14 protein-coding genes are annotated in these 26379 nt (G+C 62.9%); 9 read left to right on the top strand and 5 right to left on the bottom strand.

Features of this window, described 5'->3' with window-relative positions; genetic code table 11:
* Positions 1–189: 189 nt before the first annotated feature.
* Together AC1M7R_RS18775 and AC1M7R_RS18770 are read left to right on the top strand one after the other, a co-directional pair.
* The gene (locus AC1M7R_RS18775) at positions 190–2772 is read left to right on the top strand and encodes a hypothetical protein (protein WP_490609818.1); all 2583 of its coding nucleotides are present in this window, start codon (positions 190–192) and stop codon (positions 2770–2772) included.
* Positions 2773–3042: 270 nt separating this feature from the next.
* Positions 3043–5961, top strand: coding sequence for an RCC1 domain-containing protein (locus AC1M7R_RS18770; RefSeq protein ID WP_490609817.1), 2919 nt, complete (start codon positions 3043–3045; stop codon positions 5959–5961).
* 170 nt (positions 5962–6131) lie between these two features.
* Here AC1M7R_RS18770 and AC1M7R_RS18765 read toward each other — a convergent pair whose 3' ends face one another.
* Positions 6132–13247: a retention module-containing protein gene (locus AC1M7R_RS18765; RefSeq protein ID WP_490609816.1), complete on the bottom strand. Its 7116-nt coding sequence runs from the start codon at positions 13245–13247 to the stop codon at positions 6132–6134.
* 450 nt (positions 13248–13697) lie between these two features.
* Here AC1M7R_RS18765 and AC1M7R_RS18760 point away from each other — a divergent pair, with 450 nt between their 5' ends.
* The 3 genes from AC1M7R_RS18760 to AC1M7R_RS18750 all read left to right on the top strand — a co-directional run bounded on the left by AC1M7R_RS18760 (position 13698) and on the right by AC1M7R_RS18750 (position 18680).
* Positions 13698–15056, top strand: a complete 1359-nt coding sequence (locus tag AC1M7R_RS18760) for a TolC family outer membrane protein (RefSeq protein ID WP_053154814.1) — start codon at positions 13698–13700, stop codon at positions 15054–15056.
* A 19-nt stretch (positions 15057–15075) separates the two neighbouring features.
* Positions 15076–17235 carry a type I secretion system permease/ATPase gene (locus tag AC1M7R_RS18755; protein ID WP_072399190.1) on the top strand — a complete coding sequence of 720 codons (2160 nt, stop codon included), beginning with the start codon at positions 15076–15078 and terminating at the stop codon, positions 17233–17235.
* Between the two features lie 80 nt (positions 17236–17315).
* Positions 17316–18680, top strand: a complete 1365-nt coding sequence (locus AC1M7R_RS18750) for an HlyD family type I secretion periplasmic adaptor subunit (protein ID WP_490609815.1) — start codon at positions 17316–17318, stop codon at positions 18678–18680.
* A 75-nt stretch (positions 18681–18755) separates the two neighbouring features.
* Here AC1M7R_RS18750 and AC1M7R_RS18745 read toward each other — a convergent pair whose 3' ends face one another.
* Together AC1M7R_RS18745 and AC1M7R_RS18740 are read right to left on the bottom strand one after the other, a co-directional pair.
* Complete coding sequence (locus tag AC1M7R_RS18745) at positions 18756–19352, bottom strand: tRNA-uridine aminocarboxypropyltransferase (RefSeq protein WP_072432317.1); 597 nt, start codon at positions 19350–19352, stop codon at positions 18756–18758.
* 7 nt (positions 19353–19359) lie between these two features.
* A complete protein-coding gene (locus AC1M7R_RS18740; protein ID WP_072399184.1) occupies positions 19360–20253 on the bottom strand; it encodes a LysR family transcriptional regulator in 894 nt (297 codons plus the stop codon).
* Positions 20254–20445: 192 nt separating this feature from the next.
* Between AC1M7R_RS18740 and speB the strand changes: the two genes are divergently transcribed.
* The 4 genes from speB (at position 20446) to AC1M7R_RS18720 (ending at position 24979) form a co-directional block, all read left to right on the top strand.
* Positions 20446–21396 carry an agmatinase gene (gene speB / locus AC1M7R_RS18735; protein ID WP_072399182.1) on the top strand — a complete coding sequence of 317 codons (951 nt, stop codon included), beginning with the start codon at positions 20446–20448 and terminating at the stop codon, positions 21394–21396.
* 7 nt (positions 21397–21403) lie between these two features.
* Positions 21404–21829 carry a YybH family protein gene (locus tag AC1M7R_RS18730; protein WP_092182151.1) on the top strand — a complete coding sequence of 142 codons (426 nt, stop codon included), beginning with the start codon at positions 21404–21406 and terminating at the stop codon, positions 21827–21829.
* Between the two features lie 51 nt (positions 21830–21880).
* Positions 21881–23437: a purine-cytosine permease family protein gene (locus AC1M7R_RS18725; RefSeq protein WP_256327898.1), complete on the top strand. Its 1557-nt coding sequence runs from the start codon at positions 21881–21883 to the stop codon at positions 23435–23437.
* A gap of 153 nt (positions 23438–23590) precedes the next feature.
* The gene (locus tag AC1M7R_RS18720; RefSeq protein ID WP_072432320.1) at positions 23591–24979 is read left to right on the top strand and encodes a sodium:solute symporter family protein; all 1389 of its coding nucleotides are present in this window, start codon (positions 23591–23593) and stop codon (positions 24977–24979) included.
* Between the two features lie 208 nt (positions 24980–25187).
* On the opposite strand, the gene AC1M7R_RS18715 is transcribed toward AC1M7R_RS18720, so the two are convergent.
* Together AC1M7R_RS18715 and ptrR are read right to left on the bottom strand one after the other, a co-directional pair.
* The gene (locus AC1M7R_RS18715) at positions 25188–25316 is read right to left on the bottom strand and encodes a PA1414 family protein (protein ID WP_003184145.1); all 129 of its coding nucleotides are present in this window, start codon (positions 25314–25316) and stop codon (positions 25188–25190) included.
* Between the two features lie 139 nt (positions 25317–25455).
* Positions 25456–26349, bottom strand: a complete 894-nt coding sequence (ptrR, locus tag AC1M7R_RS18710) for a putrescine utilization regulator PtrR (RefSeq protein ID WP_092182148.1) — start codon at positions 26347–26349, stop codon at positions 25456–25458.
* Between the last annotated feature and the right edge of the window lie 30 nt (positions 26350–26379).

The raw sequence follows: 26379 nt of genomic DNA, 5'->3' as shown, positions 1-26379 counted from the left end.
CCGACAATTAGCTGCTTGCCGCCCTTACCACAGAGGCTCGTTACCTTCCTTTACTAGCCGGCCCAGGGCATCCCCCATCCGCCCGTCTTAAACCTGCTCTCACCTGTCAGTCCTGACAGTAGCCACCCTTCATGCATCGGCGCTCTCATATCACACGCCCCTGAGGCGGCACTTATGAGGACCCCGACCATGCCCCCGCCATCGACACCCGCCGACCAGACCGTCCTTCTGGAGAAACCCGACCTGCCGCGCGCCACTCGCCCCGTGGTGGGGGGCGATTTCGGGGTGCCCAAGCATATCTATGACCAGGAGCCCGCGGGCTGCAAGGTTCTGGTGTTGCCCTATACGAATCAGACAGGCGGGGAGAACGTCTCGATCAACCTCAATGGCGAGACGAACATCGACAACCGGAACACGCTGGGCACCGACGACACGGTGGAGCTGTACATTCCCCATGGAAAACTATTGGCCAACGCAGTCAATCGACTGACCTACACCATAATGCGCCTCAGCGGTGTCGTTGAAACCTCCGATCCTCCTGCGGAGATCCTCTACAACGAGTTCCGGCCAGGCCTTTACGATCGCACGCCTGGCGATGGTGCGCATTCCGAGCTGGAGTTGATCCTGCCGGATGAAATCAAGAACGGAGTAGGGCCGGGCTTCACCCGGGCGACGGTGTGCGTGAGTTACCCCTATTGCCGGGCACATGACCGTATCTGGCTCAACTGCAACGGCAAGCCCAAATACCATACGGTGCCTGATACCGAGGCCCCATCGCCGCCGGACCCCGGCTCGCCGACACCCACCACGATCTGCTTCGATGTCACCAGCGCCGAACTGGGCGATGACCATGCCCAGTTCATGTTCTCCTTCACGGTCACCGACCAGCTGGGCAATTCGCCGGATCTCAACTCGCCCTGGTCCGCTGTGCAGACGGTTGACGTGGACCAGGCCGGTCTTCGACTGCCGATGCCGATCCCGCGGGAAATCGCCAGCGACACGGCTGACGACCCCGGCATCATCGATCTCGAAAAACTGGGTACGAACCCGCTGCTGTTGATCGTTCTGACCAGCGACCCTCGTTTCCTGCCGGGAGATACGATCGAAGCGACCTACCTTGCGAAAGTGGTGGGCCAGCCGGAGGTCACCCACAGCGAGACGGGAACGGTCGAAACCGATGGTTTTGGGCAGAAGGTGGCCTGTGTGCTGGAGATTCCCAACGACAAGGTTATTTCGGGCAGCACAGTGCAGGCGTCTTACAAACTGTTCAGGGGCACGACGCTGGTCGGTACCTCAAAAACGGCCCATGCGACCGTGATCGGAGCGGCGCAGAACCTGTTGCCTCCTTCGGTGAAAGAGGCCAATGGCCCCATCCTGAACCCGGTCCAGGCCAAGGACGCGCTCCACATCGTTGTACCGGCCAACGCCGCGCTGCTGCCCGACGACAAACTCAAAGTCACTTGGACCGGCGCAGCGGGCACGCCGGCAGGTGGTTCACACACCTCGGGGGAATGGCCGGTCAGGGATGGGTGGGAAGTACCGATTCCCAACAGCGTGGTGGCGTTCAACCTGGGCAAGGCGGTGACGGTGACCTACACGGTGATCCAGAACGGCGTGGAGTCGCCGCCGTCGGATCCGTTTGTGCTGAATGTGCAGGCGCTCAGCCAAGACGATCTGCTGGTCGCCAGACCAAGGATCCTGCAAGCCACCAACAATGGCGAAGGGGCGGAACTGGATGTAGCAACCTTTACAGGCAACGCCACCGTGCGTATCGACGCCTGGCCCCTTATTGCCCAAGGGCAGTACGTGTGGTTACGCCTGAAGGGCAAAAACAACGATGGCACGGATTATGAACGCGTGCTTTGGAGCAGCGCCCTGGGCAGCCGAGTTTCGGCAAGCTGGGTCTCGGATGGATTCGCGACCAACACCGTGCCATTCACTGAACTGCAGGGGCTGCGCAATGGCAGTACGCTCACGGTGGAGTTCAAGGCCACGTTAAACCAGAGTGCCGAGGAAGGTCTTGCCGATACTTTTCCGTTGCGTACTTATACGGTCACGGTGATGACGGCGTTAAGAGTTGTCTCTCTAACAGCTTCGCCTCGTGGCGCGGAGCATTTGTTTTTGCCTGAGAGCGGATTTCCGAAGACAGGTTTCAACCATGCTCGATTTACAATAAATGTGGATGGTGGGCAGCCTCCTTACTCGTTTTCTGCATCGAACTCCGCGTACGCGTCCATTCATGCCCAAACAGGCGAAGTTCAAAGAACAACTTATCATGAAGTTATTTTTACGATTACAGACGCGGCGCAACCGAACCCTAATCGCGCAACTTTTATAATGAAGCAGGCGGCGCTATGGTTTACAGGACTCTATGGTTATGAGACATGGTCCACCGCCGCTGGCCGTGGCAGGCTGCCTCAGGTAGGGCACTTGACTTTAGGGCAGGGTGTTCGGGGAATAGGGACTCTCTTCGGGGAATGGGGGGATATGCAAGTTGGGTATAACTGGCCTAGTGGCGCGACAAACGAACATGGTGCTCCTGACCCAAACATTACGGAATATTGGACGCATGAAAACTCAGGGGATGGTAGCTATTACACTGTCAGCCTTAAACACGGTTATCCCTATAAACGCCCTCACAACTGGTTTATACCTCACATCGGAGTTGTAGCTCTAGGACCTGCCCCGCTACTCTTGGACGCCTTTGGGTTTCCTCCGGGGTTGCGTCCTCCAAAGGATTATCCCGATATTTGCGAACTGGAAAAGGCTTGACGACATAAGTCGCAGAATGCTGGGCAAAATCGACCACACCAACCAGCACAACAATGCCCATGACGAGAGAGTTCGCTCCCGCTGGACTGCGAAGCAGCCCCTTTGATGGGGCAGTCGCTGCGCAACCGAGCAGGAGCAGACTGCCATGAAAACAGCTCGCCGCCCGTCTTAAATCTGCTTTCACCTGTCAGTCCTGACAGTAGCCACCCTTCATGCATCGGCGCTCTCATATCACACGCCCCTGACGCGGCACTTATGAGGACCCCGACCATGCCCCTTCCATCGATACCCGCCGACCAGACCGTCCTTCTGGAGAAACCCGACCTGCCGCGCGCCACTCGCCCCGTGGTGGGGGGCGATTTCGGGGTGCCCAAGCATATCTATGACCAGGAGCCCGCGGGCTGCAAGGTTCTGGTGTTGCCCTATACGAATCAGACAGGCGGGGAGAACGTCTCGATCAACCTCAATGGCGAGACGAACATCGACAACCGGGACACGCTGGGCATCGACGACACGGTGGAGCTCTACATACCGAATGGAAAATTGCGGCCCGGCATGGTCAATCGACTGACCTACACCGTGAGGCGCCTGAGCGGTATCCCCGAAACCTCTGACCCTCCCGTGGAGATTCTGTATAACCAGATCCGCCCTGGTAACGAGGATCGCTCGCCCGGCGATGGCGCACACTCGGAGCTGGAATTGATCCTGCCGGATGAAATCAAGAACGGCATAGGGCCGGGGTTCACCCGGGCGACGGTGTGCGTGAGTTACCCCTATTGCCGGGCGCACGACCGCATCCGGCTCAATTGCAACGGCAAGGATGTGATGCGTACCGTACTGGAAAGCGAGGCTCCTGCGCCGCCGGACCACGGCTCGGCAACGCCTACCACGATCTGCTTCGATGTCACCAGCGCCGACCTGGGCGAGGATCATCCCGAGTTCATGTTTTCCTTCACGGTCACCGACCAGTTGGGCAACTCGCCGGACCTTGACTCACCCTTTTCGGCAATACAGATCGTGGACGTGGACCAGGCCGGCCTTCGACTGCCGGTGCCGATCCCGCGGGAAATCGCCAGCGACGGAACCGACGATCCCAGCACCATCGACCTCGACAAGCTGGGCACCAACCCGCTGTTGTTGATCATCTTGACCGGTGACTCACGCTTCCTGCCGGGGGATACGATCGAGGCGACCTACGTCGCGAAGGTGGCAGGCCAGCCGAATGTCACCCACAGCGAGACGGGAACGGTCGAGACCGATGGCTTGGGGCAGAAACAGGCCTGTGTGCTGGAGATTCCCAACGACAAGGTTATTTCGGGCAGCACGGTAGAAATGTCCTACAAGCTGTTCAGGGGCACGACCTTCATGGGCTCCTCAAAAATAGCAAGGGCGACCGTTGTAGGGTCACGACAAGACCCGCTTCCTCCAACCATCGACCAGGCCCTGGGAGACCAACTCGACCCTGCCAATACTCCCAATGGCGCCACGGTTCGGATACCGGCCGAGACTAATCTGCTGGACGGGGATTCGGGCGAAGTGCGTTGGGTAGGTCTGCCCGGTGCGGGCACTATCAACGTGCCTTATACCGTCTCGGCCAGCGAAGCGGGCCAGTCGAAGGCAGTGACCGTGCAACAGTCGGTGGTACTGGCGAACGTTGATCGAACCATCACGTTGGACTATACGTTGCGGCGTCAGGGTAGTTCGCCCATCCCCTCGCAACCGGCGGTCTACGATGTGCGGCGACAAGTGGGAACAGGACAGTTGCAGGTCATGGGCGCGCGCGGTACATCGAACTCGATGCACTGGTCCACGGTGGGGAGCAGCCGGCTGCTGACAGCGCTGAATGTCACCACCCAACAGCCGCTTGAAGCACTATGGCAATACGAGGGCGACGGTGGCGCCCCCATCCAGGCCGCGAGGTTCAATGACAACCAGCCCTGGCGGCTACTCCGTGTGCGCACCAGCCAGGATGAGGTCCGTATCAATCCTGCCAACCTGTTCGGAGCAGGCAACTTCAAAATCGCTGCTCCATCGCAACCATGGGGCGCATTCGTAGCTCGCCGCACCCAAGGCAACCTGGTTGGCTGGGGAGTGGCTGGGCATGGCGGCGACGTGCCGCCGGAGATTGCGACGATCACCGACATAGTCGGCGTTGCCCATGCCGCCTATGCCTTTGCCGCATGGCGCGCCAACGGCCAGGTGGTCGCCTGGGGCTGGGCAGAGCGAGGCGGTGAAGTACCACGGGATATCGGCAATCTGAGGGATATTGTCGAGGTGGTCGGGACAGGACACGCTTTTGCCGCGCGACGGGCAACGGGGCACCTGGTGGCATGGGGAGAGACCGGCTTGGGCGGTGATATTCCTGAAACCATCGCGCAGTTCGATGACTTCGTAGAAGTAGCCGCCACAGCCCATGCCTTTGCGGCACGGCGGGCCAACGGCACCGTCGTGGCGTGGGGAAGGCCGGACCTGGGGGCGGCGGTGCCGGATGATATTGCCTTGCTCACCGATATCGTGGACTTGAGCAGCGCCTACTACGTCTTCGCGGCGCGGCGAGCCAATGGATCCGTGGTGGCGTGGGGCACTCAACCTAACGCGGGGGGCATGGTGCCAGGCGATATTGCGCGCCTCACGAACATTGTCGAGGTCGTTGGCGCAAGCACAGCTCTGGCCGCCCGACTATCCGATGGATCAGTCGTGGCATGGGGAGACGCGAACGCCGGCGGTAGTATTCCGGGCCCGATTGCAAGACTCGACGACGTGGTTCAGGTTGTCTCGACTTCAAGTTCCTTTGCCGCACTCAGGGCCAGCGGTCATGTCGTGACCTGGGGACATCCGGATTACGGAGCACCAGTGCCTCCTACCATCGAAGTGTTCGATGACTTCGTTCAGGTCGCAGCCACCGCCGGGGCATTTGCCGCGCTGCGCCGAAACGGCACCGTAGTGGCTTGGGGGCACCCAGCGTGGGGAGGCGTGGTGAACGCAAGTGGGCTGACAAACGTGCGAGCACTTTATGCCAACAGCCAGGCTTTCATCGCACTCACGAGCGATGCGCGAGTGGTTACCTGGGGTCTTGCCGGTGCGGGAGGCAACAGCGACCCGGTCCAGGGATTGCTGAACGGCCATGTGTCCTACTACGCCACTGCCGCCACGCGCGGTGCTGCGCTGAGGCGGCCGGCCGCCGGGTGAGCCTCCATTGCTTGATCGGGTCGGAGGATGACTGGATGAGTGCGGAATGATTTCCTGCCCGGCCATTTCAGCCCAGCCCACTCGAGTCATCCGCTTATCAGGTCGCTGGAAGATATAAAACCCGCCATCCCCCTCCACGGGGATGGCGGGTTTCGTCGTTTCAACTCACCTTACACCGTATCCACCTTCAACGAATGATCGTTCAGCATCCCGTTGATGATGGTTGCCGTGTCCGCGCCGGCGATCATGCCGTCCACGCCAGGCGTGACACCGTAGTGGCTGGCGAGGTTGACGCCGGCCAGGTCGATGGTCTGGTTCGGCGCGGCGCCGGCGATGGCGCTGACGTCGATGCTGGTGGTGACCGATGCGCCGCTGCCCGTCACGCTGAAATGCAGGTAGTCGTCCAGTGAAGCGCTAGTGCCGTTTTCGCCCAATAGCAACTGGGACAGGTCGAGCTTGTCCACGCCCGGGGTAAAGTCCGTGATCACGTCATGGCCGCTATTGCCCGCCAGCCATTTGAAGGTGTCGGCGCCGCTGCCGCCGGCGAGGGTATTGTTGCCCAGGCCGCCGATCAGGATGTCGTCGCCGCCACCGCCATTGAGCACGTCATGGCCCAGCCCACCGTCGATGCGGTTGTTGGCGCCATCGCCACTGAGGGTGTCGTTGAAGTTCGATCCGATGAGGTGCTCGATCCCCCCCAGGGTATCGGTACCGGCGCCGCCGGTGTCCTGCGCGGCCAGCAGGCCCAGGTCGACCGTGACGCCAGCCGTGGCGTGGGCGTAGCTGGCGGTGTCGTTACCCGTGCCACCGTCCAGCAGATCGTTGCCGGTGCCGCTGTAGAGCAGGTCGTCGCCGGCACCACCGTGCAAGGTGTCATTGCCCGAGCCCGCGCTGAGGATATCGTTGCCGTCACCGGCGTTGAGGATGTCGTCACCGGCACCGGCCATCAGCACATCGTCCCCCGCAGTGCCCGTCAGGGTGTGACCGGCCTGGTAACTGATGCTCACCGCCCCGCTGTCGCTGCCGCCATGGTTGTCGCTGGCGGTGTAGGTACCATGGTAATCCGGCGTACTCTCCTGGGCGCCGGCGTAGTTGACGGTCAAGGTCAGCTGGTAGTTTTCCGAGGCATTGACGTTGCCATTGCCGGGGTTGGGAATGTTGGTGACGTGGATCTGATAGTTGCCGTCCGCCGCGGCAGTGAACGAGGCACCGTCATTGATGGCAATGAACGGTCCGCCATTGAGGGAGTACTCCAGGGCGATGCGCCCGGACGCCAGATTATGATCCAGGGTGAGGGTCTCGCCCTGCTTGAGGCTGATATTGAGCCGGTCTTCATCGTTGGCATTGTTGTTGGACACCGCCCCCAGCGCCCCACTGACTACCAGCGCCGCGGTCATGGTCGCGGTGTTGGCGACGAAAGCGCTGCGGTTGAGGTTGATGGACTGCACGTTGTTACCGGTGAAACTGAGCGTGCCGGCGGTGCCGGTGAAGTCTGCTCCCCTGGCGACCCAGCCGGTATTGAAGCTGGTGGGCGACGCAGTCAGCGGATCGCCGTTGGCGTCGCTGTCGTTGCCCAGCAACAACTCTCCCGGCACTACGATATTGCCTGACAGCAGGTTGGTGATGATGTGGTCGTCCATCGCCACGGGAGGGCTGTTGGGCGTGACATTGACCACCAGGCTGGCGCTCGCCAGGTCGCCGTCGTTGTCGCTGACGACATAGCCGATGGTTTCGGTGATCAGGCTGCCGGTGGTGGTTTGGGAGGTGTAGCTGTATTCACCGGTGTCGAGGTTGACCACCAGGGTACCATCGTGGTCGGTGGCGATACTCAACGTATTGTTCAGGCTATTGAAAGTGCCGTGGTTGGACCCTCCGCTGGCAACCAGTGCCCCCTGCCCACCGTTGGCGGTCGGGTCATAGCTGTAGGTGGTGCCATCCACCAGCAGGCTCTTGATAAACCCGCCGTCGGCGCCGAACGAACCGCCCTCGCCTAGCAGATTGCCGGTCACCGGCACCCCTTGCACGGTACCGGAAAGCACCGAGCCGAGCTGGTTCAGATCGGTGACCACCACCGCGTTGGTGTCGGTGTGGGCGCTGCCGTCATAGGCCAGTGGGTCGAGATGGGCATTGCTGACGCCGCTGCCCAGGCCGATGGCGTAGTTCTTGATGCCGTTGGCGTCGAGGAAGGCTTTCCACGCGGCCTCGTCCGCCGCACCGGTTTCCTGACCCGTGGTGGGCTTGCCATCGGAAAAGAAGTAACCGATGTTCTGTGCCCCGGTCAGTTGCCCGGAGGTGGCGAACGCCGTCTTGGCCGCCGCCACCGCCGCGTCGTAGTTGGTGCCGCCGTCCGCCGACAGGCCGCTGAGGAGCGACTTGGCGGTGGCCACGTCCACCCACACGGACGTCTGGTCGGTGGCGCTGCTGCTGAATGTCACCAGTTGGACTTTCACATCACCCAGGTCATCGTACTTATCCAGCAAGGCGCTGATGGCCTGCTTCGCCAGGTCCAGCCGCGAGAGGCCGGGCACACCGGAGGGATCGGCCATGCTGCCGGACACATCGAGCACGATCAGCAGGTTGGAATCGATTTCCACGGCGGTCACCGAGCGCTCGGACGCGATGGCCGTAGGCACGTCATCGACGATGCTGACTACCAGGTTGCCGGTCACCTTGTTGCCCAGGGAATCCGTGGCCTGGTAGGTGAAGCTCTCGCTCAGGACATTCGGACCGTCGTTGGCATGGGGCGTCGTGCTGGCGGGGGACGTCAGCGTGTAGGTGTAGGAGCCGTCCGGATTGAGCAGCAGTTGGCCGTAGGCGCCAGTGGCATTGCCGACCAGGACGAACGTCACGGCGCCAGTGGCACCGCTGACCGATCCCACGAGGCTGCCGCTGGCGGTTTCGCCGGTGGTGCCGGGGTCGCTGCCGGTGACCGTGCCGGGGGCCAGGTCCTGGCCGTCCTGGTTCAGGTCGAGGGCTTTCTCGTAGACGGTAATGTCCTGATCGGGCTCGGCCACGAGGCAACTGTTGTGCACGTCGATGGTGATGGTGGTGGTGCTTTCATCGCCGTCGGCGTCGCGCACGGTGTAGGTGAACACATCGGTGGCGCCGGGTGCGCCAACGGCGTCCGGGTTGCTGTGATAGACCGCGTTGCCGCTGGCATCCAGGGTGAGGTAACCATAGGTGCCGTTGATCTGGGTATTGAGGCCGCCCACCGCCGGGGACGAAGTATCGCTGCCAACGCGCACACCAATGACGGTACCGCCGTCGGCGCCGAGTACGTCGTTGTCCAGTACGTTGCCGCTGATCGTACCGCCCTCCACCACCGAAGCGGCGTCGCAATGCGCCTCGGGCATGTCATCGACGATGTTGATGACGATGGTGCTGGTGACCGAGTTGCCCAGGGAGTCCGTGGCTTGATAGGTGAAGCTTTCGCTCAGGACGTTCGGGCCGTCATTGGCGTTGGGCGTGGTCGTGGCCGGTGATGTCAGCGTATAGGTATAGGAACCGTCTGGGTTGAGCAGCAGTTGCCCGTAGGCGCCAGTGGCGTTGCCGACCAGGGCGAACGTCACGGCGCCGATGGCACCGCTGACCGATCCCACCAGGCTGCCGCTGGCGGTTTCGCCAGTGGTGCCAGGGTCGCTGCCGGTGACCGTGCCGGGAGCCAGGTCCTGGCCGTCCTGGTTCAGGTCGAGGGCCTTTTCATGGACGCCGATGTCCTGGTCCGGCGTCGCGACGAGGCAGCTTTCATGCACGTCGATGGTGATGGTGGTGGTGCTTTCATCGCCGTCGGCGTCGCGCACGGTGTAGGTGAACACATCGGTGGCGCCAGGGGCGCTGACCGTGTTCGGATAGCTGTGGTAGACCGCGTTGCCGTTGGCATCCAGGGTGAGGTAACCGTAGCTGCCGTTGATCTGGGTATTGAGGCCGCCCACGGCCGGGGTCGAAGTATCGTCGCCGGCACGGACACCGATCACCGCGCCGCTGGTGGCCGGGCCGTCGGCACCGCCCACATCGTTGTTCAGTACGTTGCCACTGACCGTCCCTCCCTCGTCCACCGAAGCGGAGTCGGCGTGGGCAGTGGGCAGGTCATCGACGATATTTACGTCCAGGTTGCCGGTGGCAGTAGTGCCGTTGTCGTCGGTAACCACCACGGCAAACTGCTCGCTCAGGCTGTTGGCGCCGCTGGCATTCGGGTGGGCCTCGTTATCCAGCAGGGTGTAGCTGTAGCTGACCACGCCGGTGACGGCGTTGAAGCCGGTGATGGTCAGGGTGTTGCCCAGCGCCGTGGTAATCGATTGAGGGAAACCGGCCGCCACGCCACCGCTGACCACGTTGATGCCGCCGACGCTCAGGTTCTGCACACCGTCCAGCGCTGTCACGGTGAACGTGCCGCTCTGGGTCAGGGCCGGTGCATCCGGGCTGGTGCCATCGGCCAGGTGTTGTTCCCGGACGCTCAGCTCGCCGCCTTCAGTGTCCAGCCCCTGGATGATCACCGGGTCGTCGTTGTTGTGGACCTGCAGCACCAGGTTGGCGGTGCTGGTATCGCCGTCGGCATCGGTCAGGGTGTAGGTGAAGGTTTCCGTACCGCTGCCGCCGCCGTGCAACGCGACGAACTGCGGATCGCTGGTGTTCAACGTATAGGTGTACGACCCGTCGGCGTTGAGCACCAGGGTACCGTAGGTACCGGTGAACGTGCCGGGGGTGATGGGGCCGGACGCCACGGTGTCGGCGCCTTGGCTGTCATTGGTCAGGACGCTGCCGCTCAGGGTCAGTTGGGTCTCCGAGGCGGTAGCGGCGTTGCTGTCGTCCACGGCCTGAGGCAGGTCATCGACGATGTTCACGTCCAGGTTGCCGGTGGCAGTAGTGCCGTTGTCGTCGGTAACCACCACGGCAAACTGCTCGCTCAGGCTGTTGGCGCCGCTGGCATTCGGGTGGGCCTCGTTATCCAGCAGGGTGTAGCTGTAGCTGACCACGCCGGTGACGGCGTTGAAGCCGGTGATGGTCAGGGTGTTGCCCAGCGCCGTGGTAATCGATTGAGGGAAACCGGCCGCCACGCCACCGCTGACCACGGTGATGCCACCGACGCTCAGGTTCTGCACACCGTCCAGCGCTGTCACGGTGAACGTGCCGCTCTGGGTCAGGGCCGGTGCATCCGGGCTGGTGCCATCGGCCAAGTGTTGTTCCCGGACGGTCAGCTCGCCGCCTTCAGTGTCCAGCCCCTGGATGATCACCGGGTCGTCGTTGTTGTGGACCTGCAGCACCAGGTTGGCGGTGCTGGTGTCGCCGTCGGCATCGGTCAGGGTGTAGGTGAAGGTTTCCGTGCCGCTGCCGCCGCCGTGCAACGCGACGAACTGCGGATCGCTGGTGTTCAACGTATAGGTGTAAGTGCCATTGGGGTTGAGCACCAGGGTGCCGTAGGTGCCGGTGAACGTGCCGGGGGTGATGGGGCCGGACGCCACGGTGTCGGCGCCTTGGCTGTCATTGGTCAGGACGCTGCCGCTCAGGGTCAGTTGAGTCTCCGAGGCGGTACCGGCGTTGCTGTCGTCCACGGCCTGAGGCAGGTCATCGACGATGTTCACGTCCAGGTTGCCGGTGGCAGTAGTGCCGTTGTCGTCGGTAACCACCACGGCAAACTGCTCGCTCAGGCTGTTGGCGCCGCTGGCATTCGGGTGGGCCTCGTTATCCAGCAAGGTGTAGCTGTAGCTGACCACGCCGGTGACGGCGTTGAAGCCGGTGATGGTCAGGGTGTTGCCCAGCGCCGTGGTAATCGATTGAGGGAAACCGGCCGCCACGCCACCGCTGACCACGTTGATGCCGCCGACGCTCAGGTTCTGCACACCGTCCAGCGCTGTCACGGTGAACGTGCCGCTCTGGGTCAGGGCCGGTGCATCCGGGCTGGTGCCATCGGCCAGGTGTTGTTCCCGGACGCTCAGCTCGCCGCCTTCAGTGTCCAGCCCCTGGATGATCACCGGGTCGTCGTTGTTGTGGACCTGCAGCACCAGGTTGGCGGTGCTGGTATCGCCGTCGGCATCGGTCAGGGTGTAGGTGAAGGTTTCCGTACCGCTGCCGCCGCCGTGCAACGCGACGAACTGCGGATCGCTGGTGTTCAACGTATAGGTGTAAGTGCCATTGGGGTTGAGCACCAGGGTGCCGTAGGTGCCGGTGAACGTGCCGCCAATGATCGGCCCGCTGTCGGGGCCGGTGGGGATACGATCGGCCCCCTGATGGTCGTTGGGCAAGACGTTGCCGGTGAGGGTGACCAACGATTCCGACGCTGTGCTGGCGTGGCTGTCGTCGATCGCCTGGGGCACATCGTCGGTGATATTGACGTCCAGGGTGCCGTTCGCGCTGTCACCGTCGTTGTCCACGGCCACGACCGGGAACTGTTCAGTGAGGGTATTGGCGCCGGCACCGGCAGGATGGGTTTCGTTGTCCGTGAGGGTGTAGCTGTAGCTGACGACACCGGTGGCGGGGTTGTAGCCCGTGATGGTCAGCGTGTTGCCCAGTGCCGTGGTGATCGATTGAGGAAAACCTGCCGGTACGCCGCCAGCGATGACGCTGATGCCCCCGATGCTCAGGCTGCTCAACCCGTCGGGGGCGTTGATGGTGAAGGTACCGCTTTGCACCAGCGCCGCCGGGTTGCTGGCCGAACCGTCGGCCAGGCTGGCCTCGTCTGCCGTCAGCTCGCCGCCCTCCACGGTCAGCCCGTCGAGGGTCACCGGGTTATCAGGCGTCTCGGGGGTCACTGGCGGTACGGTTCCATCGTCACCGTCATCCGCATCCCCCGCCAGGCGCAGCAGAGGAAATTCGGGAATCCCGTTGAATCCCGCCGTAGGGAATCCGATGCTCGGGTCAACCGCCCCGCCCACCTCTTCCAGCAGCACAAAACTGTGCCCGCCCCCAAGGCCGCCGGGGGCATTGCCAGCACCGGGGCCGGCCGCCGTGGCTTCGCCGGTCTGGGTCGGGTCGGCACCGGCGGCGATGGCTTGTTGCAGCTTCTGCACATCGGTCAGTTGCGCATCACTCGGTGCCGCGGCCTCAGGCGTCTCGACGCCAGGCGCCTGCCGGGCCAGCAACTGCGAGGTCAGGGTCAGGTCGCTTTCACGTCCGAGGGTCAACTCCTGGCCATTGGCAAGCTGCACGGCCACGGCCCCCTCGGCTCCGGTCACCAGATGCTCACCGGCATACAGTCGATCTCCCTCCACCAGCGGGCGTCGCAGGCCCCCGGTCGCTTGCGCGAAAACCTGCCCGATTACCTTGCTGACGGTACCGATGAGCGCTGCCATGTGCATTCCTCCGTTGCCAACCCGCGGTCGGCATGTCTGGGTGAAGAAGCGATGCCTGATGAGCCCCCGGAAAATCTGGAAAATCTGCCAGGTTTCAAAGGATCCGAAGGGCTAGCTCTTTGCCACAATGACAAAAAACCGTCGCAAAACATCACCCTTCATTCCGCTCTTTCGACCACTTCCCCACGTCGTTCAAAAATTTCCATGGAACTTTTATTGACGCCTAAAAGCCGTCAGAACCCGCATTTTCAAAGGCTTTCGCTTTGCACAATGTGCCGCTTTTTTCCAAGCACATAAGTTTTTTTCGGAATAAGCGCTATGAGAAATTCTTCTTAGGTTTCTCGCAGGATGTTCTTAGCTGTGTTGTTACAAGGTTGAAACGGTTTTGATCTTAAATACGTCAAAATTTTGGCGACACAGAAGCACAACAGACCTCAGGAGATGCACCCCATGCGCGTTCTATCCCCCCTCTGCAGCGCGGTTTTGCTGGCCATGGCCTGCTCTTCTCACGCCCAGGCCATGTCATTGACCGAAGCGATCCAGAGCACCATCGCGACTCATCCGGAATTGGCCCAACGAGTGGACAGCCGTCTGTCGGCCAATGAAGACGTCAAGGTCGCCAGGGGGGGCTTTTTCCCGTCGGTGGATTTGAATGCCGGCTACGGCCGGGGCTACAGCGACAACCCCAGCACTCGGGGACAAGGCGACCACCACACCAATGTCCTGACTTACACACAGTCGGAGTTGCGCCTGCGGCAGATGCTCTTTGACGGTTTCAACACCACCAACGAAGTGGAACGCACCAAAGGCGTGGTCAACTCCCGCGCCTATTACGCCCAGGGCACCGCCCAGGATCTGGCCCTGCGCACCATCGAGGTCTATCTGGAAGTGCTCAAGCGCCGCGAACTGGTGACCCTGGCCAAGAACAACCTGCAAGCCCACCTGCGAGTCAACGACCAGATCGGCCTGCGCACCGAGCGCGGGGTGGGCAGCACCGCCGATTCCGACCAGTCCAATGCCCGCCGCGCCCTGGCGGAAAACAACTACGACACCGCCCAGGTAGACCTGGCCGACGCCGAGGCGAACTTCTACAGCGTGGTCGGACGCATGCCCGACGAGCTGGAAACGCCCCCCTCGACCCGGGGCGAGATCCCCGCAGACCTGCGCCAGGCCCAGCAAAGCATGGTGGAGAACAACCCGTACCTGAAATCGGCCCAGGCCGACATACAGTCCGCCCAGAGCCAGTACGAGTCGGCCAAGTCGCCGTTCTACCCACGTTTCGACGCCGAAGCGGCGGTGGGTGCCAATAACAACATCGGTGGCGAAGAAGGCCATGACAACAACTGGCGGGTCGGCGTGGTGATGAACTACAACCTGTTCCGCGGCGGTAGCGACAAGGCACGCCTGGCCTCCAACTCCCATCAGATCAACCAGGCCATGGACATCCGCAACAACGCCCTGCGCCAGCTCAACGAAGACACGCGCCTGGCCTGGAACGCGATGAACAATGCCCGCAAGCAGACCCCCACCGCCCGGGAATACGCCGACACCACCGCCCGCGTACGCGCCGCGTACCAGGACCAGTTCGGGCTGGGCCAGCGGACCCTGCTCGACCTGCTCGACAGCGAGAACGAGCTGTACAACGCCAATCGCCGCTACACCGAAGTCCGGTACACCGAGGAGTACTCGATGTACCGCGTGCTGGCGAACATGGGCGTGCTGTTGAGCAAGCAGCGGGTGGTACTGCCCGCCGACGCCGTCGCCCAGACCGAGGTCAAGAACGAAGCGCGACTGCCTGAACTGAAGTAGTCCCGGGGGAACGATCACGATGACCAGCATGGCACCCGCAACACCCAGCGCCGATCCGCGCCTGAATGTCGATGACCCATTGCTGGATGGTCTGCTGATCCTTTGCAAACTCCATGGCGCGGCAGTCAGTCGCGCCAGCCTCAGCGCCGGGCTTCCAATGGCGCACCAACGGCTGAGCCCGGACCTGCTGCCACGCGCGGCGGCCCGGGCCGGTTTGCAGGCGCGGGTGCTGCGCCGCAAGCTGGCCGAGATTTCCCCCCTCAACCTGCCGGTGATGCTGATCCTGGCCGGTGGCCGTTGTGCGGTGCTGCGGCGTTGGCGCGAAGATGGCCAGGCGCTGATCCTGCCCAGCGAAGCCGATGGCGGCGAACAATGGGTCAGTGGCGAGGAACTGGCCCTCGATTACAGTGGCCAGGCCCTGTTCGCGCGGCCGCGACATGAACTCGAGGATTTGCGCGCGCCACTGGTGCCGAGGGTCGAGGCCTGGTTTCGCGACACCCTCAAGTTGTCCCGCTGGCTGTACAGCGACGCGATCCTGGCGAGCCTGCTCATCAACCTGCTGGGGCTGATGGTGCCGCTGTTCGTCATGCAGACCTACGATCGCGTGGTGCCGAACCAGGCGACCTCCACATTATGGGTGCTGGCCGTAGGGTTGTTGATCGGCACTGGCTTCGAACTGGTGCTGCGGGTCGTGCGCGCCCACCTGCTGGACGCCGCCGGCAAGAAGACCGACGTGATTCTTTCCGCCACCCTGTTCGAACGCATCACCGGCATGGCGATGAAGGCCCGGCCGGTGACCATCGGCGGATTCGCCCAGAGCATCCACGACTTCCAGGGCCTGCGGGAATTTCTCACGGCCGTCACCTTGACCAGCCTGATCGACCTGCCCTTCGCCTTGCTGATGCTGGTGGTGATCGGCCTGCTGGGTGGATGGCTGGTGGTGATTCCGGTGGTGGCCTTTCCGATCACCATCGTCTTCGCGATGATCATCCAGGCGCGCCTGAGCGATACCGTACAGAAAAGCCTGGCCCTGGGCGCGCAGCGCCAGGCCTTGTTGATCGAAACCCTCGGCGGTTTGGAAACCCTCAAGGCCTGCAGCGCCGAAAGCGAGCGCCAGCATCAATGGGAAAGCACCCATGGCGCCCTCACCCGCCTGGACAGCCATGCGCGCAACCTCTCGGCCCTGGCCACCAACGGCACCCTGTTCCTGCAACAGCTGGCCGGCATGACCACCATCGTCGCCGGGGTCTACAGCATCATTGCCGGCAACCTCAGCGTCGGCGCGCTGGTGGCGACCTACATGCTGGGCAGCCGGGTGCTGGCGCCACTGGGACAGATCGCCGGGTTGATCACCCGCTACCAGCAGGCCCGGCTCACCATGCGCAGCACCGACGCCTTGATGGCCTTGCCCCAGGAGCGCGAAGCCGGGCAGCGACCGCTGGACCGCACCCAATTGCAGGGCGCGCTGGACGTCAACGGCGTGACGTTCCACTACAACGGTCAGGACACTCCGGCGCTGGCACACGTGAGTTTCAGCCTCAAGCCCGGTGAGCGGGTCGCAATCATCGGGCGCAGCGGCTCGGGCAAAAGCACCCTGGCACGCCTGGTGATGGGGTTCTATGCGCCCCAGGAGGGCCAGCTGTTGCTCGATGGCCTGGACCTGCGGCAGCTGGATGTCGCCGACCTGCGCCAACAGATCGGCTATGTCGCCCATGACCTGCCGTTGCTGGCCGGCAGCCTGCGGGACAACCTCACCCTCGGCGCCCGCTATGTCAGCGACGCGCGCATGCTGGAAGTGGCGGAACTGACCGGTGTCACCGAACTGGCCCGCCAGCATCCCCAAGGCTTCGACCGGCCGGTGGGCGAACGTGGCCAGTTGCTGTCCGGTGGCCAACGCCAAGCCGTGCTGCTGGCCCGGGCCTTGTTGCTCGACCCGCCGATCCTGCTGCTGGACGAACCCACCAGCGCCATGGACAACAGCAGCGAAGACGTCCTGCGGCAGAAGCTTCACACCCATGTACAGGGCAAGACGGTGCTGCTGGTCACTCACCGCACTTCGATGCTGAGCCTGGTGGACCGGTTGGTGGTCTTGGACAACGGACGGATCGTGGCGGATGGGCCGAAGGACGCAGTCATCGATGCCTTGCGCAAGGGACGGGTAGGCTCTGCGGCGGTTTAAGCGCAATACCGCTCCCACACAAGCTCGCTCTCACGGTTCTTGGTTCGGCTTTATTTTCTCTCACTGACGGGTATCGCCCCATGTCTGCTCAAACACCGGATTCAGCCGCCCGAAGCTACTTCGGCAGTTTCAGCAAAAGCGCCGAAAGCGAGTTCATGTCGGAAACCGCAGGCGCCGCGCTGCAGGACTCGCCCCGCCGTTCGCGCATTACCGTGTGGCTGGCCGCCGGGCTGATCGTCGCCGCGCTGGTGTGGGCCAGGCTTGCGGTCCTGCAGGAAGTCACAACCGGTGAAGGCAAGGCGATTCCGTCGAGCAAGGTGCAAGTGATCCAGAACCTGGAGGGCGGTATCGTCAGCGAGATCTTTGTGCGCGAAGGCCAGATGGTGAACAAGGGCGATACCCTGCTGCGCCTGGACGACACGCGTTATCTGTCGAACAAGGGCGAAAGCGAGGCCGACCGGTATGCCTTGATGGCCCAGGTCGAGCGCCTGTCGGCGGAGGCCGAGGGCCGGCCGCTGCAGATGTCCGCCGAGGTGACTGGCAAGGCCCCGCAAGTGGCCGAGGATGAGCGCTCCCTGCACGAACAACGCCAGCGGCGCCTGGCCAGTGAACAACGGACCCTGACCGAACAACTGCGCCAGAAGACCCAGGAGCTGGCGGAGTTCCGCTCCAAGCAGAGCCAGTTCAGCTCAGCCCTGAGCCTGCTGCAGGAGGAAATGAACATGTCCGCGCCGCTGGTGCGCACCGGGGCGGTTTCACCGGTGGAAATCCTGCGGCTCAAGCGCAGCGCGGTGGAGATCCGCGGCTCGCTCAACGCCACCACCCTGGCGATTCCCCGGGCGGAATCGGCGATCAACGAGATCAAGAGCAAGATCGACGAATCGGAACAGACCTTCCGTTCCGAGGCGGCCAAGGAGCTCAACGAAAAACGCACCGAGCTGTCGAAAATCACCGCGTCGAGCATCGCCATCGACGACCGCGTGACCCGAACCACCGTGGTCTCGCCGGTGCATGGGGTGATCAAGCAACTCAAGGTGAACACCATCGGCGGCGTGGTGCAGCCGGGTAGCGACATGGTGGAAATCGTGCCTCTGGAGGACAACCTGCTGATCGAAGCCAAGGTCCGCCCGCAGGACGTGGCCTTCCTGCACCCTGGGCAGAAAGCCATGGTCAAGTTCAGCGCCTACGACTACACGATCTACGGCGGGCTGAGCGCCAGGCTCGAACTGATCGGTGCCGACACCATCACCGACGACAAGGGCAACAGCTTCTACCTGATCCAGGTGCGTACCGACAAAAACCACTTGGGCGGGGATGCCAAGCCGCTGCTGATCATTCCGGGAATGGTGGCGACGGTGGATATCATTACCGGCGAGAAAAGTGTTCTGGATTACTTGCTCAAGCCGGTGCTGAAGGCCAGGACTGAGGCGATGCGGGAGCGGTAGTTTCTGGCTGGGATTTCATCGACAGGGCTACCGCTATCGCGAGCCTGCTCGCGATGAGGCCAGTAAAAACCGCCACTATTTTCGGACATGGTTACGCTGGAAAACCTCCTCCCCCATCGCCGCAATCTGCCCCTCGATCAACGCCTCGAACGGCCTGAGCAACGGCTCGAAACTGTTCGGTGCTTCAAGCACCTGCAACGCCTGGACAATCGCCTCCACCGTCGACAACGCTCCCGGCCCCGGCGCCTTGCGCAGGCGATAACGGGACACGCCGCCTTCGGCCAGGGTCACCCTCGGCAGCGCCGCCAGCAACGGATTGAGGTGCAGCAACTTGCGCGCCTTGCGCCAGGTGCCATCCGGGACGACCAGCAGGATCGGCTCATCGGACGGGGTGCAGGTCTGCAACGGTAGCGCCTCGTCGCCAGGAAACAACAGCCGCGCCTGATAACCCGGTTGATTGAGCAGCCGTGGCAAATCCTCGAACACCTCACCCACCATCAGCTCGGCATTGGTCAGCCCCAGCGCCGCCAGCCGCGCGGTGTTCAGGGCGTGGTTCACTTCGCTGGGATGCTGCAACAACAACACCCGGGTACGGCTGTCGAGACTGGGGATCAACGGGCACAGGCAATGGCTCTGCGGCCGCTGGCACCGTGGGCAATGGATTCTGGGCATCGGCACCTCAGGCCTGGTTCAACTGCGCCTTGAGCAGGTCGCGGAATGTCTGGATCAGCGGCTCGCGACTGCGGCCACGGCGCATGATCATCGAAAACGGTGCCTGGTAGCCGAACGTGGCCGGCAACAGCACCCGCAGGTCACCCTTGTCGACCCAGGCCTGGGCATAGTGTTCGGGCAGGTAACCGATGTAGGCGCCGGACAGCACCAGGATCAGTTGCGCCTCCATGCTTTCCACCGTCGCCGCACTGTGCTTGAAGCCGTGGCGGGCCAGTTCTGCCTGGCTCCAGTAACCACGCCCCACCATGCGCTGCTGGGTGATGAGTTGTTCGGGAATGCGCCGCTCGCTGAACAGCGGGTGACGGCTGCTGCAGTACAACCAGTGTTGTTCGCGGTACAGCGGCATGTAGACCAGCCCGCTCATGCGCGTGGAAAACGCACCGATGGCCAGGTCCAGGCGATTGTCCTGGACCCCGAGTTGCAGCTCGTAGGGACTCATGACCGACAGATGCAGGTGCACCGCCGGGTGTTCCTGGCTGTAGGCACCGATGGCTTCGGCGAACGGCAGGGCCTTGTCACTGACGGTGGAGTCGATCACCCCCAGGTTCAGCGTGCCGCGCAACTCGCCTTTCAGCGCGGCGGCATATTGCTCGAAACCTTCGAGCTCACCCAGCAGGCGCAGGGTTTCCTGATGGAACAGCTCCCCCTTGCTGGTCAGGCTGAACCCACCCCGGCCACGGTGACAGAGCACCAGGCCCAGGGCCGATTCGAGCTGGCTCATGTAGGTGCTGATGGCCGATGTGGACAAGTTGAGTTCATGCTGCGCGTTGGCGAACCCCTGGTGCCGGACCACGCTGACAAAAATGCGCAGCAGTTTCAGGTCGGGTAAAGCGTTGGCCATCGGATGTCTCCATACAGGCGGGTCACTGCAAACTTTGTGGCGAGGGGATTGCGCTGGGCGAGAGTCTATCGCCCTGCCCCGCATTAGTTTAGAAAAATCTGAACTAAGTATTTGCCACCGGCGATTTTTCCCCACGCACGCTTTTCGCAGAATCGGCCCCCGATAACTAAAACAAACGATGAGGCCCTAGCCGTGGACAAGATTCTTCACCAACCACTGGGCGGCAACGAAATGCCGCGCTTCGGCGGCATCGCTACCATGATGCGACTGCCCCACGTGCCCACCGCCGCCGGCCTGGACGCTGCTTTCGTCGGTGTACCGCTGGACATCGGCACCTCCCTGCGCGCCGGTACCCGTTTCGGGCCCCGGGAGATCCGCGCCGAATCCGTGATGATCCGCCCCTACAACATGGCCACCGGCGCCGCGCCGTTCGATTCGCTATCGGTGGCCGATATCGGCGACGTGGCGATCAACACGTTCAATCTGCTGGATGCCGTGCGTATCATCGAGCAGTCCTATCACAAAATCCTCGAACACAACGTCATTCCCCTGACCCTGGGCGGCGACCACACCATCACCCTGCCGATCCTGCGGGCCATCCACAAGAAACACGGCAAGGTCGGCCTGGTCCATATCGATGCCCATGCCGATGTGAACGACCACATGTTCGGCGAGAAAATCGCCCACGGCACCACCTTCCGCCGCGCAGTGGAAGAAGGCCTGCTGGATTGCGACCGCGTGGTACAGATCGGCCTGCGGGCCCAGGGCTATACCGCCGACGATTTCAACTGGAGCCGTCGCCAGGGTTTCCGGGTGGTCCAGGCCGAAGAGTGCTGGCACCATTCCCTGGCACCGCTGATGGCCGAGGTCCGCGAAAAAGTCGGCGGCGGCCCGGTGTACCTGAGCTTCGACATCGATGGCATCGACCCGGCCTGGGCGCCGGGTACCGGTACTCCGGAAATCGGTGGCCTGACCACCATCCAGGCGATCGAGATCGTGCGCGGTTGCCAGGGCCTCGACCTGGTGGGTTGTGACCTGGTGGAGGTCTCGCCGCCCTACGACACCACCGGCAACACCTCGCTGTTGGGCGCCAACCTGCTGTACGAGATGCTCTGCGTACTGCCTGGCGTGGCTCATCGCTGAGGTTGCCATGAACGAACGGGAGCAAGTGCTCGAGGCCGCCGCGCAGCTGGTGGCGGCCTTCGCCCGCAATGACCGCGACGCTTACTTCGGCGCCTTCACAGCCGATGCGAGCTTCGTGTTCCACACCCTCGAACAGCCCCTGCTGTCGCGCGATGCCTACCAGGCATTGTGGGATCGCTGGCGGTCCGAGGATGGCTTCGAGGTGCTCTCATGCACCTCGAGCAACGCCTTCGTCAGCCTGCAAGGAGACGTGGCGGTGTTTATCCATGACGTGGCCACCGAGCTGCGCATGCAAGGGGAGCGACACTTTAGCCAGGAACGCGAAACCATCCTGTTCCGCCGACAGGACGGACACGTACAAGAACAACAGGGCCTATGGCTGGCCTGTCACGAACATTTATCCGCCATGCCGGAAGGGCTGCCACCCCCTTAGCCAAACAGGCAGCGCTCACATCCGATGAGCGCGCCTCGATGATCGGAGCAGATCATGAATAACAATAACGATAAAAGCCTTACGCAAATCGAAACCTACGGGGTCGAGCAGATCCCGGACCATGAACGCACCGCCGGTCCGGGGGATCTGTTTCGACTGATCTTCGGCGGCGCCAATACCTTCGCCACCGCTGTGCTCGGCAGCTTCCCGGTGTTGTTCGGACTTTCGTTCCAGGCCGGGGTCTGGGCCATCGTGCTGGGGGTGTTGCTGGGCGCGATCATCCTCGCACCGATGGGCCTGTTCGGCCCGCTCAACGGCACCAACAACGCCGTTTCCTCCGGCGCACATTTTGGCGTGCACGGGCGGATCGTCGGTTCGTTCCTGTCGTTGCTGACGGCCATTGCGTTTTTCTCGCTGTCGGTATGGAGCTCGGGGGATGCGTTGATCGGCGGCGCCAAGCGCCTGGTGGGCGTACCGGAAACCGACCTGAGCCTGGGCCTGGCCTACGGCCTCTTCGCCCTGCTGGTGTTGACAGTGTGCATCTACGGCTTCCGCTTCATGCTGTGGGTCAACCGCATCGCGGTATGGGCGGCCAGCCTGCTGTTCCTGCTGGGCATCGTCGCCTTCGCCCCAACCTTCGACAGCCAGTACGCCGGCACGGTTGCCCTTGGCCAAGCGGGCTTCTGGGCGGCGTTCATCGGCGCGGCGCTGGTGGCCATGAGCAACCCGATCTCCTTCGGCGCGTTCCTGGGCGACTGGTCGCGCTACATTCCCCGCAATACGCCCAAGCGCCGCATCATGCTGGCAGTGATCGCCGCGCAGCTTGCCACGTTGATCCCGTTCCTGTTCGGCCTCGCCACCGCCACCATCGTGGCGGTCAAGGCGCCGGACTACATCGCGTCCAACAACTACGTGGGCGGCCTGCTGGCGGTGTCGCCGGGCTGGTTCTTCCTGCCGGTGTGCCTGATCGCGGTGATCGGCGGCATGTCCACCGGCACGACATCCCTGTATGGCACCGGGCTGGACATGTCCAGCGTGTTTCCGCGGGTACTGTCGCGGGTCAAGGCGACGCTGCTGATCGGTGTGCTGTCGATTGCCTTCATCTTCATCGGACGTTTCGCTGCGAACCTGGTGCAGAGCGTGTCCACCTTCGCCGTGCTGATCATCACCTGCACCACCCCATGGATGGTGATCATGATCATCGGCCTGGTGGTGCGCCGCGGCTTCTACTGCCCGGATGACCTGCAAGTGTTCACCCGGGGCGAAACCGGCGGACGCTACTGGTTCACCCATGGCTGGAACTGGCGCGGCCTGGGCGCATGGATTCCCAGCGCACTGGTGGGGTTGTGCTTCGTCAACCTGCCTGGACAGTTCGTCGGGCCCCTGGGCGAGCTGGCCGGTGGTATCGACATCAGCCTGCCGGTGACCCTCGGCCTGGCCTCGGTGGTGTACCTGGCGTTGCTGGGACTGTTTCCGGAACCGGCGGCGGTGTATGGGCCGGATGATCCGCGTGGCAAGGGTTTGGAGCCCGACACCGCGGAGTCGGGCCCCGAACCTGTGGCGAGGGGATTCGTACCGGCTGGAGCGCGAAGCGGTCCCACCCCCTGATACCTCGGTGTACCAGACAGATCGAATCGACTGTTCCGGGAGGGCTGCTTCGCAGCCCAGCGGGGCGGTGCGACGTTTCGCTAAACCTCCTCGCTCCCAGGGCATGACTCATCCCGACTTTCTTATAAAAAATACAACCGGAGACACGCCACCATGGCTTTGGATTTAATCGTCGTTCTCATTTACGCCGCCGGCATGATCGCCCTGGGCTGGTACGGCATGCGCCGCGCCAGGACCCGTGACGACTATCTGGTCGCCGGTCGCAACCTCGGCCCGGGCTTTTACCTGGGCACCATGGCCGCCACGGTATTGGGCGGCGCGTCCACCATCGGTACCGTGCGCCTGGGTTATGTCCATGGGATTTCCGGCTTCTGGCTGTGCGGCGCCATCGGCCTGGGCATCGTCGGCCTGAGCCTGTTCCTGGCCAAGCCGTTGCTCAAGCTGAAGATCTACACCGTCACCCAGGTGCTGGAGCGTCGCTACAATCCGGCGGCGCGGCACGCCAGCGCGGTGATCATGCTGGTGTACGCACTGATGATCGGCGCCACGTCCACCATCGCCATCGGTACCGTGATGCAGGTGCTGTTCGGCCTGCCCTTCTGGGCTTCGATCCTGGTGGGCGGCGGCGTGGTGGTGCTGTATTCCACCATCGGCGGCATGTGGTCCCTGACCCTCACCGACATCGTGCAATTTCTGATCATGACCGTTGGCCTGGTGTTCCTGTTGATGCCAATGTCCATCGTCGATGCGGGTGGCTGGGACGCCATGGTAGCCAAGCTACCGGCCAGCTACTTCGATTTCACCGCCATTGGCTGGGACACCATCGTCACCTACTTCCTGATCTATTTCTTCGGCATCTTCATCGGCCAGGATATCTGGCAGCGGGTGTTCACCGCCCGCAGCGAAGGCGTGGCGAAGGTGGCCGGTACCGCCGCCGGCCTGTACTGCGTGCTGTACGGCCTGGCCGGCGCCCTGATCGGCATGGCCGCCAAGGTGCTGCTGCCGGACCTGGAGAACGTCAACAACGCCTTTGCCAGCGTCGTCCAGACGAGCCTGCCCAACGGTATCCGCGGGCTGGTGGTGGCCGCCGCGCTGGCGGCACTGATGTCCACCGCGGCGGCGGGGTTGCTCGCAGCCTCCACCACCGTGGTCCAGGACCTGCTGCCACGCCTGCGCCAGGGACGTGAAGGCGGCAGCGCCGATGTCCACGAAAACCGCATCGCGACGCTGTTGATGGGCGTGGTCGTGCTGGGCATCGCCCTGGTGGTCAGCGACGTGATCAGCGCCCTGACCCTGGCCTACAACCTGTTGGTAGGCGGCATGCTGATCCCGTTGATCGGCGCGATCTACTGGAAACGCGCCACCACCGCCGGCGCGATCACCAGCATGTCCCTGGGCTTCGTGACAGCGCTGTTCTTCATGTTCAAGGACGGCCTGGATGCCAATACGCCGATCTATTACAGCCTGGGCGTGGCGCTGGTGAGCTTTGTGCTGGTGAGCCTGTTGTCGCCACGGCCGAAGGTAGTGGCCAAGGCGGTTTGACCGCCAACGCTCGACAATGAGATCCCTGTGGGAGCGAGCCTGCTCGCGATGACGGCAGTACATTCAACAAGAATGCATGCCGGTCCACCGCTATCGCGAGCAGGCTCGCTCCCACAGGTTCTGTCTTCAGAAATAAAAAGATCGCAGTTCCGGGCCATCTCAATTGAAATGGTCCGGAACTGCGATCTCTCCAGATTCGGCGATGTATCTACCGACGACGCGGCTGGCGGCGGCGTTGCTCATCATCGGTGCGGATCGGAACCGGTTGCAGGGGTGGCTCGATCAAACCGAGTGCGACACCCAGGTCATGAAGCCAGTTCTGGATTTTCTCTTTCATCGTGGTGCCCCCTCAGGGTGGTGCGAGCGGCAGATTTCTGTGGCCCCTTCGCACTGATAATAGTCCGATGTGCTACGCAATGCTCGTCACATATTGCAATGATCTGTTACTGGATTGATCCAAATCCGCTGCCGGTAGTTCAAGCCGATTGAGCCTCCCTCCTGGTCACTGGCGGCCAGGCTCGCTGTTGCAGTTCGATCCAGGCGTTGAGGTTCGCCCCGACCATCCCTTTTCGCCACATCAACCAGGTCGTTGCGCTGGCGAACGGCTCGGCCAGCGGGTGCACTGCCACCTGTTCGCGCCCCGGCAGGCTGGCCAGCATCGACTCGGACATCAGCGCCACGCCGGAGCCGGCAATCACGCATGCCAGCATCCCCTGGTAAGACTCGATCTCCATCGCCCTGCCCATGGTCGCATGGTCGTGGGCAAACCAGGCCTCCAGACGCATCCGATACGAGCAACCCCGTCGGAACGTGAAGACCGAACGGCCTTGTACATCCAGCGCACTGCGCACCGGCGGGTGATCGGCCTCGCTGATCAGCACCAGCCGTTCATCGCACAACGGCACACCGTCCAGCCCCGCCAGTTCCAGCGGGCCATCCACCAGCGCAGCATCGAGGCGGCCGGTCAGCAGGCCTTCGAGCAACTCACCGCTGGGCCCCGATTGCACCTGCAGGTTCACCGCCGGATACGTCCGGTGGTAGGTGGCCAACAGGTCCGGCAGGTAAATCGCCGCAGTGCTGTACATCGTACCCAGGACAAAATCCCCGGCCGGCTGCCCTCCTTGCACGGCAGCATGGGCTTCGTCATGCAAGGCAAACAGCTTGTTCGCATAGTCCAGCAGGACTTTTCCTGCGGGTGATAGCTGTAAACGCTGCCGCTCGCGCCGGAACAGATCCACCCCCAATTGCTCTTCCAACTGCCTGAGCCGGGTCGATAGATTCGACGGCACCCGATGCATGCGCTCGGCAGCCCGAGTGATGGAGCCCTCCTCGGCCACGGCCTGGAAGATCCGCAATTGGCTGAACTCCATGACATTCTCCAAAAAAGAACAAGTTACTCA

This window comes from Pseudomonas sp. MS01C9 (assembly GCF_058202755.1).
Note: the sequence above shows the minus strand (reverse complement) of the source record. Positions and strands in the feature narration are given on the sequence as shown.